This is a genomic window from Paraburkholderia sp. HP33-1, from assembly GCF_021390595.1.
Lineage (GTDB): Bacteria > Pseudomonadota > Gammaproteobacteria > Burkholderiales > Burkholderiaceae > Paraburkholderia.
Window position 1 is genome coordinate 614,774 of sequence record NZ_JAJEJR010000001.1, and the last position, 14,007, is coordinate 628,780.

The window sequence follows — 14,007 nt, forward strand, 5'->3', positions numbered from 1 at the left end:
GGTGTCGTGCTAGCCATCGTGCTGCTGGTCTCGGCCATGATGCTCGCCACGTCCGCAATCTGGTTCGAGACGTCGCTCGCGGCGGCTCGCGCGGCGACCAATGTGCGCGACTATCTGCAGGCTTTCCATGCGGCGGATTCAGCGCTGACCTTGTGCGCGCGCAACGTGCTGTCGCCAGGTGGCGACGCGCCCACAGCGCCACTCGTTTCCGGCGAGCCGGCCCAATGGAAGCGTGAAACCGCATTCGACGCAGGCGCCGTCACGCCTGTCGCGCAGTGGCCGGGATCATCGCGCGCGCCGCAATGCCTGATCGAGCCCTGGCGTCTCGCGAATCGACCGAACGCCACTGCCTATCTGCTGACCGCGCGTGGCTTCGGCCAGAGCGGCGAGTCGCAGGTCTGGTTGCAGATGGAGCTGGTGATCGAGGATGGCACGATCGAACGTCATTGGCGGCGCGTTGCCGCGCGACCATTCTGAGGAACGCACCGACTGGAGACGTATGAGAAGGCCAAACACTTGCGCATTTACGCTGCTCGAACTCGTGATCGCGCTAGCGATCGTCGCCACGCTCGCTGCGTTTGCGATCCCTTCGTACCGCGGTCACATCGCGCGCACACATCGCATCGATGCGGCGTCGGCGTTATATCGGGCTGCGCAATTCGTCGAGGGTGCAGCGAGCGATGGCGTGCCGGCCTTGCCTGCGGGACTCGATCAGGCGCCGCAGTTCGGCACGCCGGTGTATCACCTGCGCGTGTTGCCCGCGGACGACACGAACGGCGGCTATTCGGTCGAAGCGGCGCCCGCGGAAGCGGGCCCGATGCGCGACGACCCATGCGGCACGTTCATGCTCGATGCGGCAGGTCAGCGGGGCAACAGAAACGACGCGGGCGGCTCTGCGCCTACAGGCAATGAATGCTGGAATACGAGTTAGCGGATCATCGAAAACCACTCCCGGCGGCGGCGAGCACGATAGCCGCTTCACATCGGCTCGGCTTGCGCGGCCGCAGATTGCGCCGAAGCGGAAGCCGCCGCCGCCGAGTCATTCTTCATCTGCTGCCAGATCCGGAACGCTTCCCACACTCCGAGCGCAATGCTGCCCCACTTGAGCGCGGGCTTCGCGCCCGCGACGACTGTCGCGCGCAGCGGTTTGGCGAGCAACAGCGAAGCGATCGAGCTGATGATCGGATACTGCTTGAGCAATGCGCCGATGGTGCCCGCGTTGAGCACACTCGCCTTCGGCCCTTTGCCGACGCGCACGCCGCCGAAACCGGGGATGACGAACTTGAGCCAGCTGAAACGCGTAACGGCCTGGCGAAATTCGAAGGTAGCCTGAGCGAGTTCGACGCGCTCGACGTCCGCGCGCACGAGCAGCAATTCCTTGCGCAGCGCTCGCAGATGCGGCGCGCTCAGATCCTTCGAAGGGCGCTTGTTACGAAAGGCAGTATCGGGGCGGGAGGGGCTCATGGCGTGTCGGTGGCAGTGAAGGTGGGGCGATGGATCGGACGCAGTCAAATCTGCCCATCAGTCGCGGTTGCGAAACGCGTCGCGATCCTTTTCGAACTCGGCGATGGTCGCTTCGAATACCATCGGCGCGTTGCGCAAACCGCTGCGCGCTTTCAGCGCGCAGACGAGGCCGGCAATCGCGTAGACCGCAGTGATGCCGGCGAGCGCCTGCCATCGGTAGGTGTCCCAGAAGGCAATGGCGACCAGTGCGGTCAACGCGATCAAGGCCATCGACGCGAGCATCATCGCGGCAAGGCCGAGAAACAGCACGCCAAGCAGGCGGTCTTTTTCCTCGGCGAGTTCGATGCCCACCAGTTCGAGCCGCGTTTGCAGGATCGCAAACACGGAACTGAGAATACGGCGCAACGGGCTGTGTTCTGCGCGCTGCGAGTGTGTTTCGGTCGTCATGGCTGTGGGCGTTGCGCGTGATGGCCTAACCGGCGCGCACGCGCGCCAGCGGAAGGGGACCGGCGAGGCTCGCGCCGGTCCGCCCATTTCGCCGATGCGCCGGACGGGCCCGCTCCGGCGGCCTCACCGGCATTTATTTGCGATTGATCAGCAGACCGACCAGCACGCCGACGCCGGCGGCGATGCCGATCGACGCCCACGGATGCTCGTGAACGTAGTCGTCGGTGGCGCGGGCGGCCTTCTTGCCTTTTTCCACGACCACGACCTGAACGTCGGCTGCCTTTTCCTTCGCCTGCTTCAGGCGCGTCAGCGCGGTCTCGCGCAGTTCCGACGCGCGTTCGCCGGTAGCGCTCGCGGCCTGTTTCAGCAGGTCTTCAGCGTCCGCGAGGACGGTTTTGATATCCGACATCAATCTCTCCTTGTTGACTTCCGACATTGACAGCTCCCTTTGTCTCACGCTACGCGAGAATCGTAACCAAAGAAACGGTTGCTGGCGAGCGTAGTGCCGGTTGCTTGCCGCCGCCGCATGAACCGTTTCCGGCAGCGCGCGGCGTTAAGAAACCCTTTTGAGGGCACTCTGCTCCAGACCGATAGGGGATTGAGTTGATCTGTCCCGCAAAGTTTCCGTCAAATGGGAGAAAATTACAAAAACGCATAAAGTACTGACGCGATGTTGGTTCGCCACGTACCATCGCTGCCTTATGCTTTATCGCAACGATCCGCCGCGGACGCACCCGCGAACCCATCCGAATACCTACAGGAGATGCACTATGAGTCTACGTCTTGGCGACATTGCGCCGGATTTCGAACAGGAGTCGAGTATTGGCCGCATCAGGTTTCACGAGTGGCTCGGCGATAGCTGGGGCGTGCTGTTCTCGCATCCCGCCGACTTCACGCCGGTCTGCACGACCGAGCTGGGCCTGACCGCGAAGCTCGCGAGCGAGTTCGAAAAGCGCAACGTGAAGACGATCGCGTTGTCGGTCGACAGCGCGGAGTCGCACAAGGAGTGGATCAAGGACATCAACGAGACGCAAGCCGCCAACGTCGGTTTTCCGATTCTCGCGGACGGCGACCGCAAGGTCTCCGGGCTGTACGACATGATTCATCCGAACGCGAACGAGACGTTCACCGTGCGTTCGCTGTTCGTGATCGATCCGAACCGGAAGGTGCGTCTGATCATCACCTATCCGGCGAGCACCGGCCGCAACTTCGACGAAGTGCTGCGCGTGATCGACTCGCTGCAGCTGACCGACAGTCACTCGGTCGCGACGCCGGGCAACTGGAAGCAGGGCGATGACGTCGTGATCGTGCCGTCGTTGAAGGACGAAGAAGTCATCAGGCAGAAATTCCCGAAGGGCTACAAGGCGCTGCGTCCGTACCTGCGCCTGACGCCGCAGCCGAACAGCTAAGCGGCGCGACACCAAACGAAAAGCCGGTTCGAAAGAACCGGCTTTTTGCCATTATCGGTACTGCGACATCGGTATCAGAAGAACGCCTGAATGCCCGTCTGCGCACGGCCGAGGATCAGCGCGTGAACGTCGTGGGTGCCTTCGTAGGTGTTGACGACCTCGAGGTTCACCAGATGGCGGGCCACGCCGAACTCGTCCGAAATGCCGTTGCCGCCAAGCATGTCGCGCGCGAGGCGGGCGATGTCGAGTGCCTTGCCGCACGAATTGCGCTTCATGATCGAGGTGATTTCGACGGCGGCGGTGCCTTCGTCTTTCATGCGGCCGAGCCGCAGCACGCCTTGCAGGCCGAGCGTGATTTCGGTCTGCATGTCGGCGAGCTTTTTCTGGATCAGCTGGTTCGCGGCGAGCGGCCGGCCGAACTGCTTGCGATCAAGCACGTACTGACGCGCGGTGTGCCAGCACGCTTCAGCCGCGCCGAGCGCACCCCAGGCGATGCCGTAGCGCGCCGAGTTCAGACACGTGAACGGGCCGCGCAGGCCGCTCACGCCCGGCATGATGTTCTCTTCCGGCACGAACACTTCGTCGAGCACGATTTCGCCGGTGATCGACGCGCGCAAACCCACCTTGCCGTGGATCACCGGCGCCGACAGACCCTTCCAGCCCTTCTCGAGAATAAAGCCGCGGATGTTGTCCTCGCCGTCTTCCTCGAGCTTCGCCCACACGACGAACACGTCAGCGATCGGCGAATTCGTGATCCACATCTTCGAACCCGACAGCGAGTAGCCGCCGTCGACCTTCTTCGCGCGCGTGACCATGCCGCCCGGATCGGAACCGTGGTTCGGCTCGGTCAGACCGAAGCAGCCGATCCACTCGCCGCGCGCGAGCCTGGGCAGATATTTGTCCTTCTGCGCGTCCGAGCCGAATTCGTGGATCGGCACCATCACCAGCGACGACTGCACCGACATCATCGAGCGATAGCCGGAGTCGACACGTTCCACTTCGCGCGCGATGAGCCCGTACGCGACATAGTTCAGACCGGGGCCTCCGTACTGTTCGGGAATCGTCGGGCCGAGCAGGCCGAGCTCGCCCATTTCGCGAAAGATCTCGATGTCGGTCTTTTCGTGGCGGAACGCCTCCAGCACGCGAGGTTGCAGCTTGTCCTGCGCGTAAGCCGCAGCGGCGTCGCGCACCATGCGTTCGTCTTCGGTGAGTTGCTGATCCAGCAGCAACGGGTCTTCCCAGTGAAACTGCGCGGCCACGGCCATGACGTATCTCCTGATTCTCTCGCTCAGAACAAGCTTGACTTGAGTTCCGCCCTGCGAAACAATGTTTTGCAATCGACGATCGAGTGTAGCACCCTATGACGCTGCCATCCACATTCTCCGCTGCGCTCGACGAACGCAAGTTCGTCGTGGCCCTCGCTCGCGGGCTGGACCTGTTGCGCGCGTTCCGGCCGGGCGAAACGATGCTCGGTAACCGCGATTTCGTCGAACGCACGGGATTGCCGAAGGCGACCGTGAACCGGCTCGCCTACACGTTGAGCGTGCTCGGCTATCTGCGGCTCGACGAAACCCACGGCAAATATGCGCTCGACGCGGGCGTGCTGTCGCTCGGCTTCGCGCTGCTGTCGGGCACCGACACACTCGAACTCGCGCGCCCGCACCTGCGCAGCTTCGCGCGCGAGGTCGGCGCGGCGGTCTCGCTCGGCTGCCGCGACGGGCTCGACATGGTGTATCTGGAGACGATTCGCAGCGAAACCGCGCTGACGCTCGGCCTCGCATCCGGCTCGAAACTGTCGATGCTGACGAGCTCGATGGGCCGCGCGTATCTCGCCGTGCAGCCGCTCGACGTCCGCGCCGCGCTACTCTCAGAACTGAAAAAAGCGGCCGGCAAGGCGGGGCCGATGCTCGTCGCGAAAGCCGAAAAGGAGATCGCCGCGTTCGCAACCGAGCGCTGCTGCTACTCGTTTCGCGCGTGGCACGACGACGTGAATGCGGTCGCGGTGCCGTTTCGCGAGCCGCGCGACAAGCGCTGGCTCGTGCTCAGCTGTAGCGGGCCGGCGTCGTCGATGGGGGAGCAGGTGTTTCGCGAGAATGTCGCACCGCGCCTGAAGGCGCTCGCGCGTCGCCTGGGGGAGCCAGGCTGAAATGATCCAGAGGCGCCCTGGCTCGCCGGGCACACACCGTGTCACGCCGCCCGGTCGTGATAATGCGCAGTGAACAATGGCCCCTGCACGAAGCGCACGTCGTACTGCTGTAGCGCCAGGAACTGTGCTTCATCCGTCACGCGATTGAAAATCAGCGGCACCCGCAGCCGGTTCGCGTAGCCGACGAGCGGCTTCACGGTCGCGTCGCGCAACGCGACCGCCGCATCCATCTTGATGAAGTCGAGCCGCGCGGTTTCCGACACCGACAGAATCTGCCCCGCGTTCGACAGATTGCCCGCCACCTTGAACCCGTAGTGCTGATAGCTGCGCGTCAGATAGCCGAGAAAGGTCTTGTGCGCGACCGCCGCCGCCGGCAGCTCGATCACGATGCGCGCCGGATTCAGATTGAACGACGTCAGCACACTCGAAAAATGGCGGCCGTGATCGTACTTCACGCTCTTCAGCAGCCGCTCGTGCACGCGCAGAAACAGCAGCCCATGGCGCTGCGCGCCGAAGAAGTTGATCGCGTGCAGCGCGCGCGACATGCGATCCAGCGCGACCAGCCGCTGGTCGTCGGCGATCTTGTCGAACGGATCGAACACGTCGAACGGCGGTGCGTCGAGCCTGTGCGTGACCGCCTGAAAGCCGAGTTCGTCTCCGAACCGGTCGACTCCTTCCGCGCCGCAGGACAGCGACTGCGCGAGGCCATGCACGCTGATATCGAAGATCGGTTCGTAGGCGCTCGCAAGCTCGATGCCGTCGAAGTGCGCGAGCGCGATACCGCCTTGCGTGCCGTGTCCCATAGCCAGATGCTCGCCGAGAAACGGGTGATGAGCGGCGCGGGCGATCAGATCGGGGATGGTCGGCGAAATCATGTGGGCGAATGAGTGGCGACGGTGAACGCGCACCGGGCGCGTGACGACGCGACGCAATGGTCGCATCCATTGATGGTAGCAGTCCGCGCCGTGCTCACATGAACAAAATGTTCATAACGATATTGGCCGCACGCTTATCGGCCGGGGCCGAGCGAGGTGTGAACGACATCCGGGACGTGGTATTCCAAGGGTATACGTTAGTTTCACTATTCATAATTCGTTTTACTATACGTAAATCTAGGCGTCGCTAAGACGATGCCGAAGCGCCCGCGCATCGATTCCAGACCAATCCGGTCATGCGCGAGCGTGACCCGGCAACGCAGCCGCGCGTCCGAGGTGGAGCCGGCCTGATGGCAAAAATCACGTACTAACCGGGAAAGAACCGAGCAACTTTCGGAGAATTGCATGGATACCTCAAAACGTGCGCCGGCCGACCAAAGCCTGCGGCCTGAAATCGAGCCTCGCTATCAGTCGGGTTTCGCGAACGAATTCGCGACAGAGGCGTTGCCGGGCGCGCTGCCGAGCGGCCGCAATTCGCCACAGCGTGCGGCCTATGGTTTGTACGCCGAACAGCTTTCGGGCACCGCGTTCACGGCGCCACGCGGTCACAACCGTCGCTCGTGGCTGTACCGGATTCGCCCGGCGGCCATGCACAAGCCGTTCACGTTGATATCGTCGGAGCGGCTCGTTGCGAACTTCGCCGAGGTTCCGCCGACGCCGCCGAACCAGCTGCGCTGGGACCCGCTGCCGATGCCGACTGCGCCGACCGATTTCATCGACGGCTGGGTCACGATAGCGGGCAACGGCTCGGCCGAAGCGATGAGCGGTTGCGCGATTCATCTGTACGCGGCGAACCGCTCGATGCAGGACCGCTTCTTCTACAGCGCCGACGGCGAGCTGCTCATCGTGCCGCAACAAGGGCGCCTGCAGATCGCGACCGAGATGGGCCGCGTCGATATCGAACCGTTCGAAATCGCGGTGATCCCGCGCGGCGTGCGCTTCGCGGTGAGCCTGCCGGACGGCAGCGCGCGCGGCTATATCTGCGAGAACTTCGGCGCGCTGCTGCGTCTTCCGGACCTGGGGCCGATCGGCTCGAACGGTCTCGCGAATCCGCGCGATTTCCTGACGCCGCAAGCCGCGTACGAAGACCGCGAAGGCGCGTTCGAACTCGTCGCGAAGATGAACGGCAATCTGTGGCGCGCGGACATCGGCCATTCGCCGCTCGACGTCGTGGCCTGGCACGGCAACTACGCGCCGTACAAGTACGACCTGCGCCGCTTCAACACGATCGGCTCGATCAGCTTCGACCATCCGGATCCGTCGATCTTTCTGGTCCTGCAATCGCAAAGCGATACACCGGGCGTCGATACGATCGACTTCGTGATCTTCCCGCCGCGCTGGCTCGCCGCCGAAGATACCTTCCGCCCGCCCTGGTTCCATCGCAACGTCGCGAGCGAGTTCATGGGTCTCGTGCATGGCGTCTATGACGCCAAGGCCGAGGGCTTCGTGCCCGGCGGCGCGAGCCTTCACAACTGCATGTCGGGCCACGGCCCGGACGCGGACACGTTCGAGAAGGCCTCGCATAGCGATACCTCGGTGCCGAAGAAGGTCGACGACACGATGGCCTTCATGTTCGAGACGCGCACGCTGATCAAGCCGACGCGCTTCGCGCTCGAAACCGCGCAACTGCAGGCGCATTACTACGAGTGCTGGCAAGGTCTCAAGAAACACTTCAATCCGGAGCAACGATGAACGCGGTGAACGATCTTCAGGCGACGCTCGATCCGGCGCGCAAGAGCTGGATCGAGTCGGCCAACGACCCGGCCAGCGACTTTCCGATCCAGAACCTGCCGTTCGGCATTTTCAGCGACCGTGGCAACGACGCGCGGCGCGTGGGCGTCGCGATCGGCGATCAGATCGTCGATCTTGCCGGGTTGCAAGCCGCGGGTCTGCTGAGCGCGCCGGCGCAGAACGTGTTCGCACGCGATGCCCTGAACGATTTCATCGCGCTCGGCCGCGATGCGTGGCGCAGCGTGCGTATTCAGCTGAGCCAGCTGCTCGCGCGCGACACCGCGACGCTGCGCGACGCTGCCGCGTTGCGCACGAAGGCGCTGGTCCGCGTGGCCGATGCGCGCCTGCATCTGCCGGTGCAGATTCCGGGCTACACGGACTTTTATTCGTCGAAGGAACACGCGACCAATGTCGGCACGATGTTTCGCGATCCGAAGAATGCGCTGCTGCCGAACTGGTCGGAGATGCCGATCGGCTACAACGGCCGCGCGTCGTCGGTGGTGGTGAGCGGCACGCCGGTGCGTCGTCCTAACGGTCAGCTGAAGCTGCCGGATCAGGAGCGCCCGGTATTCGGCGCGTGCCGCAAGCTCGATATCGAACTGGAAACGGGTTTCATTATCGGCGGCGGCAATGCGCTCGGCGAATCGATCGCGTGCGAGGATGCGGAGGCGCACATCTTCGGCATGGTGCTGTTGAACGACTGGAGCGCACGCGACATCCAGCAATGGGAATACGTGCCGCTCGGCCCGTTCAACGCGAAGACCTTCGCGACGACGATCTCGCCGTGGGTCGTCACGCTCGATGCGCTCGAACCGTTCCGCGTCGCGCAGCCGGTGCAGGAGCCGCAGCCACTCGCGTACCTGCGGCATCAAGGCGAGCACGCGTTCGACATCCACCTCGAAGTGACGTTGCGTGCTCAACACGCGCAGCAAGCGAGCACGATCGCGCGGACCAATTTCAAATACATGTACTGGACGATGGCGCAGCAGCTCGCGCATCACACGGTGGCGGGCTGCAATACGCGGGTGGGCGACCTGATGGGCTCGGGGACGATCAGCGGGCCGAGCGAGGATTCATATGGCAGCCTGCTCGAGCTGACGTGGAACGGCACGAAGCCGCTGGAGTTGAAGGAGGGCGGCACGCGCACGTTTATCGAGGACGGTGATGAGTTGACGCTCGTCGGCTGGTGCCAGGGCGACGGATATCGCGTGGGGTTCGGCGCGTGTGCCGGGGAGATTTTGCCGGCGCGGCAGTGAACGCGAAGCAGTCGCGACGAGCGAGTCCTTGGACGCGCGGGGTCGCAATGGCCCGGCACGCCGTCCTCTCAGCCGCCCAACAACCCAAATACCGCCACCCCATTGGTCGTGCCGACATACACCTTGCCGTTCGCGATCAATGGCGTGATGAACTTGTTGCCCGCGCCGAACTGATCGCGCGTGCCCATCTGGTTGCTGTTGTACAGCTCGGCGAGCGTGACCGGGTCGAACGCATGCAGTGCCGCGACGGTGCCGTTTTCGGCGGCCCACACGATGCCGTTCGTGGCGCCGTTCGCCGAGATGCTCGGGGTCGTGCCGGGATAGGCGAACGTCATTGCGCTCTGCGCGGTCGGCGTGATCGACAGCTTCGCATTGCTCACGGTGAACGCCTTCAGATAATCGCCGACCGAGCCGAAATACACGCGCCCGTTGAAATACGCAGGCATGCCGAACACGCCGCCGGCCAGCTGCGCGGGAAGCTCCTGATAGATGTTGTCGGCCGTCGCGTTGAACTTGCCCATTGAGTCGCGATTCGCCATGTAAATGGTGCTGTCCTTGCCCGCGCCGACTGCCAGATGCTGCACGACGCCGTTCGCGTCGGTCAGGTCCGGCAGCACGAGTGCACCGCCGGAGCCGAGGTCGATGTCGCCTTTGGACTCTTGCACGACGTTCGTCATCGCGAAGTAGTCCGCGACCGACAGGCCACCCGACGTACCGAGCTTCAGGAACGCATTGCCGAAGTCGTTGCTGGCCGGAAAGCCGCTCGAGTTGAGCGTGGTGTCGAAGGTGCCGTTGGCATCGAGCAGATAGATCGACGAGCCGTCCGACGCCGGGCCCGCGCCGCTCATCCAGATCGCGCCGCCGGTGCCGTTAGGCGTCACGTTGAGCACGGTGGTCTGCTGCAACGTGTCGGCGCTGTAGCCCATGATCCAGCCGGTATAGCCGCCGTCGTCGCAGTGCGAGGTCCACGTCGTGTAGACCGTGTTGCCGAGCTGCAGCAGCGCCGCGCGCTCCGCATACAACGACGGTGTGAACGGCACGACGCCGTTCGTATTGCCCGCGCCTGTGCCCGGGTAAGAGGCGCCGATTTCATTGGGACCGTTCAGCAGCTCGGCGCCGGTCGCGAGGTCGAGCGCGTGAATGCGCTGATGATAGCTGCCGGCCGCGTCCTTCGACATCGCGACGACGTAGATCGTGCCGTGCGCCCCGCGCGAACGGTCGATCACCGGTGTCGACGTGATGCCGATTACGTTCACGATCTGGCTGCAGCCGCGGCTGTCGCTCGGGGTTTCGCCGGCGCCTAGCGCGCTGACCTGCCACAGCGTCGCGCCAGTGTCGGCATCGAATGCGAACACGCTGTCATTCTCGGTGGCGACGTACAGCACGTTGTGCGTGCCGCCCGCGATCGCCAGTGAACCGACGAACAGCGGCTGCGCATCGACCTTGCCGTCGACGGCGAAGAAGCCGACCTTGCCGAACGTCGATGCCGTCACGTTGGCGGGCGTCAGCGTGGTTTCGCTGAGGTTCTGGCCGGTGCGCGCGACGTCGTCGTGATAGGTAAGCACGTCCTGCGCGGCCGCCATCGATGTGCCCGAGCCACTGCCCGATGTACCGGTGCTGCCGCCGGCGCTCGCGCCCGTCGGGGCGTTGTTGTTTCCGCCTCCGCCGCCTCCGCAGTTCGCGGCGGCGATTGCGGTTACCGCGATCGCCGCGCCCGACAGGCAGACACGGCGCAACGCGCGCAGAGATACCATGAATGTCTCCCCGTTGCTTGCGGCGGCGCCACAAAATATGGGCCGTTTATCGAGTGCCCGCGCAACGTGGGTTGAAGATTAGCACCGTGCGGATCGATGGCAATAGGCAGCAACCAGGGCCTAATCGTCAACTCGCCGCCGGCTTTCGCCTTATCCCGCCACCGCCACCCGACGTTCGATCGACACCGACCACAGCGTCAGCAGCAGCGCGCCGAGCGCGGTCAGGACGCCGACCCACGGCAGCGTCGTGAGCGGCGCGCCCGCGCCGATCGCCATGCCGCCGAGCCACGCGCCGGTCGCGTCACCGAGATTGAACGCTCCCTGGTTCAGCGTCGACGCAAGATTCGGCGCGTGGCTCGCGCGGTCGACGATCAGCATCTGCAGCGGCGGCACGATCGCGAACGCGAGCGCGCCCCACACGAACACGGTCAGCATCGCCGGAATGCGGGCGTGCATCGTGCCCGCGAACACACACAGAATCACGACGATCGCCATCATGGACGCGACCAGCGACGGCATCAGCCGCCAGTCCGCGAGCTTGCCGCCGAGCGTGTTGCCGACCGTCAGGCCAAGGCCGAACAGCAGCAGCACCAGCGTGACCGCGTGCGGCGTGAAGCCGGTCACGTCCTCGAGAATCGGGGTGATATAGGTGAAGCTCGAAAACAGGCTCGCCGACGCCAGCACGCTGATGCCGAGCACCATCAGCACCTGTGGGTTCTTCAGCACGCTGAATTCGCGCACGAGGCTCGCCCTGTGCATCTCGATCTTCGCGGGCAGGCACATCGCGAGTGCGGCCGCCGCCAGCACGCCGATGCCGGTCACGGCCCAGAACGTCGCGCGCCAGCCCACCGCCTGGCCGAGCGCGGTACCGAGCGGCACGCCGAGCACGTTGGCGAGCGTGAGACCGGTAAACATCAGCGCGATCGCCTGCGCGCGGCGATTCGGCGCGACGAGCCCCGCCGCGACCACCGAGCCGATGCCGAAGAACGCGCCGTGGCAGAGCGCGGTGACGATGCGTGCGGCCATCAGCACCGCGTAGCCCGGCGCGATCGCGCACAGCAGATTGCCGACGATGAACACGCCGATCAGGCTCATCAGCGCCTTCTTGCGCGGCATGTTGGCGACGGCGATCGCAACGATCGGCGCGCCGAACGTGACGCCGAGCGCATACGCGGATACCAGCATGCCGGCCGCCGGAATCGACACGGACAGATCCCGCGCGACGTCGGGCAAGAGCCCCATGATGACGAACTCAGTGGTACCGATTCCAAACGCGGCAACGGCAAGGGCAAGCAGAGGCAAAGGCATGGCGATGATGGGGTGTGACGTGTGATGCGGCGCGAAAAGCGGGCGCCGGGGGGCGTTCCCGAGGCGGGAATGCTGTCGCCGGGTAGGGAGAAACCAGCAGGGGATTCTACCTAAGCCAAATCTGGCTTGCCGACTGTCAGGAAAGGTGTTGTTTTTTGTGAAAAGAGGCGGCGGGGCGCCTGAGCCGCCAGGGCGGCATTCAGCACCGCGCGAGGTTGCGCCCGAGAGCCGCGCAGCCCGCATCCGTCAGCACTTCGACCACGGCGCTGCGCTCGTCGGGCTTGAAGTCGGCGATCCAGATCACGCGGCAACGTGCGGGCGTGTCGGCCATGACCTGCAGCGTCGCGTGATGGTGCTCGAAGCGTCCGCCGCCCACCGAGTAGGCGAGCCGCATGTGGGCATCGTCGACGGCAATCACGCGTTCCTCGACCACGGTGCCGTCGGCGAAAGTGACCCAGCGCAGGTCGCCTTCCATGCGCGCCGCAATCAGTACGCCCGCGAACACGCGGGCAACGTCGGCGGGATCGCGCAGCGCCGCCCATGCATTGGCCGCGGGGGTTTCCACGGCGATTTCCCGGTAGATCGTAGCCATCGCAGTTCCTCTCTTTCGCTTCGGGTAACGGTGCAACGTGCGCTTGCAGGCACCTCAAGCATCGCGCGGCGCTACTTGATTCACATCGAACGTTTCACCATGCCGGCCCGCGCCGGACGCGAAGCGCGCCGCGCCCGCCAGGCCCTCGGCGAGGACGGCCGCGTAGCCGCCTGAGCCTTCACGCCGCAACGCTTCGGCGAGATCGTCGAGCGTGCTGTTCTCGAGCGCGGAGCGGCGGTCGGCGAGCAGCGCCGCCTGCGGAAACGCGGCGAGCTCTGCGGCCAGTTGCTCGGCGGCCGCGCGCGCTTGGCCTTTCGGCACCACGCGGTTGGCGAGTCCGAACGCGAGCGCCTCGCCCGCATCGACCGCGCGGCCGGTCAGGATCAGATCGAGCGCGCGCGACAGGCCGATCAAACGCGGCAGCCGGATTGTGCCGCCGTCGATCAGCGGAATACCGACGCGTCGGCAGAACACGCCGAGCAGCGCGTCTTCCTCGACGACGCGCAAATCGCACATGGCGGCAAGCTCGAGCCCACCCGCGACCGCATGGCCGGCGATCGCGGCAATCACCGGCTTGCTGAAGTGCATCCGCGTCGGTCCCATCGGACCCGGGCCGCTGCCGTCCGCGTGCAGCTCGTTGCGGCGCGTGTCGTCGGCGAGCGCGCTCAGGTCCGCGCCCGCGCAAAACGTGCCGCCTGCGCCGAACAGCACGGCCGCGCGCCACGCGGGTTTCGCCTCGAAGCGGCTGAACGCGGCGCTCAACGCATCGGCCACCTGGCGATCGACTGCGTTGCGCCGTGCGGGCCGGTCGAGAACGATCGTGGCCACCCCATTGTCGTCATTCGACTCGATGCGCACATGGTCATTGAAATATTCGTTGGCTATCATCGTTATGTACCTGAAGGGAATCTGAAGGGCGGTGATTGGCTGTTGATCGGGCAGCGTTGCAGCACGTTCATGCAGCG

At 64.8% G+C, this 14,007-nt stretch carries 15 protein-coding genes; 6 read left to right on the top strand and 9 right to left on the bottom strand.

All coding sequences use genetic code 11. From position 1 onward, the window contains the following. Positions 1–6 precede the first annotated feature (6 nt). Both L0U81_RS02830 and L0U81_RS02835 read left to right on the top strand, forming a co-directional pair. Positions 7–477: a pilus assembly PilX family protein gene (locus L0U81_RS02830; protein ID WP_442793381.1), complete on the top strand. Its 471-nt coding sequence runs from the start codon at positions 7–9 to the stop codon at positions 475–477. Between the two features lie 22 nt (positions 478–499). Further along, positions 500–931, top strand: a complete 432-nt coding sequence (locus L0U81_RS02835) for a type IV pilin protein (RefSeq protein ID WP_233800076.1) — start codon at positions 500–502, stop codon at positions 929–931. Between the two features lie 47 nt (positions 932–978). On the opposite strand, the gene L0U81_RS02840 is transcribed toward L0U81_RS02835, so the two are convergent. The 3 genes from L0U81_RS02840 to L0U81_RS02850 all read right to left on the bottom strand — a co-directional run bounded on the left by L0U81_RS02840 (position 979) and on the right by L0U81_RS02850 (position 2,347). Next, complete coding sequence (locus L0U81_RS02840; protein WP_233800077.1) at positions 979–1,464, bottom strand: DUF3318 domain-containing protein; 486 nt, start codon at positions 1,462–1,464, stop codon at positions 979–981. Positions 1,465–1,521: 57 nt separating this feature from the next. Further along, positions 1,522–1,911, bottom strand: a complete 390-nt coding sequence (locus tag L0U81_RS02845) for a phage holin family protein (RefSeq protein ID WP_233800078.1) — start codon at positions 1,909–1,911, stop codon at positions 1,522–1,524. Positions 1,912–2,044: 133 nt separating this feature from the next. Beyond that, positions 2,045–2,347, bottom strand: coding sequence for a DUF883 family protein (locus L0U81_RS02850; RefSeq protein WP_008919742.1), 303 nt, complete (start codon positions 2,345–2,347; stop codon positions 2,045–2,047). Between the two features lie 334 nt (positions 2,348–2,681). Between L0U81_RS02850 and L0U81_RS02855 the strand changes: the two genes are divergently transcribed. After that, positions 2,682–3,320, top strand: a complete 639-nt coding sequence (locus L0U81_RS02855; protein WP_233800079.1) for a peroxiredoxin — start codon at positions 2,682–2,684, stop codon at positions 3,318–3,320. A 74-nt stretch (positions 3,321–3,394) separates the two neighbouring features. On the opposite strand, the gene L0U81_RS02860 is transcribed toward L0U81_RS02855, so the two are convergent. Beyond that, a complete protein-coding gene (locus L0U81_RS02860; protein WP_233800080.1) occupies positions 3,395–4,585 on the bottom strand; it encodes an acyl-CoA dehydrogenase in 1,191 nt (396 codons plus the stop codon). A 95-nt stretch (positions 4,586–4,680) separates the two neighbouring features. Here L0U81_RS02860 and L0U81_RS02865 point away from each other — a divergent pair, with 95 nt between their 5' ends. After that, the gene (locus tag L0U81_RS02865) at positions 4,681–5,466 is read left to right on the top strand and encodes an IclR family transcriptional regulator (protein WP_233800081.1); all 786 of its coding nucleotides are present in this window, start codon (positions 4,681–4,683) and stop codon (positions 5,464–5,466) included. A 41-nt stretch (positions 5,467–5,507) separates the two neighbouring features. On the opposite strand, the gene L0U81_RS02870 is transcribed toward L0U81_RS02865, so the two are convergent. Next, positions 5,508–6,341 (bottom strand): EAL domain-containing protein, encoded by an 834-nt coding sequence (locus L0U81_RS02870; protein WP_233800082.1) that lies wholly within the window; start codon positions 6,339–6,341, stop codon positions 5,508–5,510. A 405-nt stretch (positions 6,342–6,746) separates the two neighbouring features. Here L0U81_RS02870 and hmgA point away from each other — a divergent pair, with 405 nt between their 5' ends. After that, a complete protein-coding gene (hmgA, locus tag L0U81_RS02875; protein ID WP_233800083.1) occupies positions 6,747–8,093 on the top strand; it encodes a homogentisate 1,2-dioxygenase in 1,347 nt (448 codons plus the stop codon). After that, the gene (gene fahA, locus L0U81_RS02880) at positions 8,090–9,388 is read left to right on the top strand and encodes a fumarylacetoacetase (RefSeq protein ID WP_233800084.1); all 1,299 of its coding nucleotides are present in this window, start codon (positions 8,090–8,092) and stop codon (positions 9,386–9,388) included. The genes hmgA and fahA overlap by 4 nt, the downstream gene beginning before the upstream one ends. Before the next feature lie 68 nt (positions 9,389–9,456). On the opposite strand, the gene L0U81_RS02885 is transcribed toward fahA, so the two are convergent. The 4 genes from L0U81_RS02885 to L0U81_RS02900 all read right to left on the bottom strand — a co-directional run bounded on the left by L0U81_RS02885 (position 9,457) and on the right by L0U81_RS02900 (position 13,930). Further along, positions 9,457–11,142 carry an outer membrane protein assembly factor BamB family protein gene (locus L0U81_RS02885; RefSeq protein ID WP_233800085.1) on the bottom strand — a complete coding sequence of 562 codons (1,686 nt, stop codon included), beginning with the start codon at positions 11,140–11,142 and terminating at the stop codon, positions 9,457–9,459. A gap of 150 nt (positions 11,143–11,292) precedes the next feature. Next, on the bottom strand, positions 11,293–12,450 hold the full coding sequence (locus L0U81_RS02890; protein WP_233800086.1) for an MFS transporter: 1,158 nt from the start codon (positions 12,448–12,450) through the stop codon (positions 11,293–11,295). A gap of 199 nt (positions 12,451–12,649) precedes the next feature. Next, positions 12,650–13,042, bottom strand: coding sequence for an SRPBCC family protein (locus L0U81_RS02895; RefSeq protein ID WP_233800087.1), 393 nt, complete (start codon positions 13,040–13,042; stop codon positions 12,650–12,652). 54 nt (positions 13,043–13,096) lie between these two features. Then, positions 13,097–13,930 (bottom strand): crotonase/enoyl-CoA hydratase family protein, encoded by an 834-nt coding sequence (locus L0U81_RS02900; protein WP_233800088.1) that lies wholly within the window; start codon positions 13,928–13,930, stop codon positions 13,097–13,099. Positions 13,931–14,007 lie beyond the last annotated feature (77 nt).

What these genes read in the sequence shown, in the direction of transcription:
- L0U81_RS02835 (WP_233800076.1), top strand. Translation starts at nt 500, where the DNA reads ATGAGAAGGCCAAACACTTGCGCATTTACGCTGCTCGAACTCGTGATC.
- L0U81_RS02840 (WP_233800077.1), bottom strand. Translation starts at nt 1,464, where the DNA reads ATGAGCCCCTCCCGCCCCGATACTGCCTTTCGTAACAAGCGCCCTTCG.
- L0U81_RS02845 (WP_233800078.1), bottom strand. Translation starts at nt 1,911, where the DNA reads ATGACGACCGAAACACACTCGCAGCGCGCAGAACACAGCCCGTTGCGC.
- L0U81_RS02850 (WP_008919742.1), bottom strand. Translation starts at nt 2,347, where the DNA reads ATGTCGGAAGTCAACAAGGAGAGATTGATGTCGGATATCAAAACCGTC.
- L0U81_RS02855 (WP_233800079.1), top strand. Translation starts at nt 2,682, where the DNA reads ATGAGTCTACGTCTTGGCGACATTGCGCCGGATTTCGAACAGGAGTCG.
- L0U81_RS02860 (WP_233800080.1), bottom strand. Translation starts at nt 4,585, where the DNA reads ATGGCCGTGGCCGCGCAGTTTCACTGGGAAGACCCGTTGCTGCTGGAT.
- L0U81_RS02865 (WP_233800081.1), top strand. Translation starts at nt 4,681, where the DNA reads ATGACGCTGCCATCCACATTCTCCGCTGCGCTCGACGAACGCAAGTTC.
- L0U81_RS02870 (WP_233800082.1), bottom strand. Translation starts at nt 6,341, where the DNA reads ATGATTTCGCCGACCATCCCCGATCTGATCGCCCGCGCCGCTCATCAC.
- hmgA (WP_233800083.1), top strand. Translation starts at nt 6,747, where the DNA reads ATGGATACCTCAAAACGTGCGCCGGCCGACCAAAGCCTGCGGCCTGAA.
- fahA (WP_233800084.1), top strand. Translation starts at nt 8,090, where the DNA reads ATGAACGCGGTGAACGATCTTCAGGCGACGCTCGATCCGGCGCGCAAG.
- L0U81_RS02885 (WP_233800085.1), bottom strand. Translation starts at nt 11,142, where the DNA reads ATGGTATCTCTGCGCGCGTTGCGCCGTGTCTGCCTGTCGGGCGCGGCG.
- L0U81_RS02890 (WP_233800086.1), bottom strand. Translation starts at nt 12,450, where the DNA reads ATGCCTTTGCCTCTGCTTGCCCTTGCCGTTGCCGCGTTTGGAATCGGT.
- L0U81_RS02895 (WP_233800087.1), bottom strand. Translation starts at nt 13,042, where the DNA reads ATGGCTACGATCTACCGGGAAATCGCCGTGGAAACCCCCGCGGCCAAT.
- L0U81_RS02900 (WP_233800088.1), bottom strand. Translation starts at nt 13,930, where the DNA reads ATGATAGCCAACGAATATTTCAATGACCATGTGCGCATCGAGTCGAAT.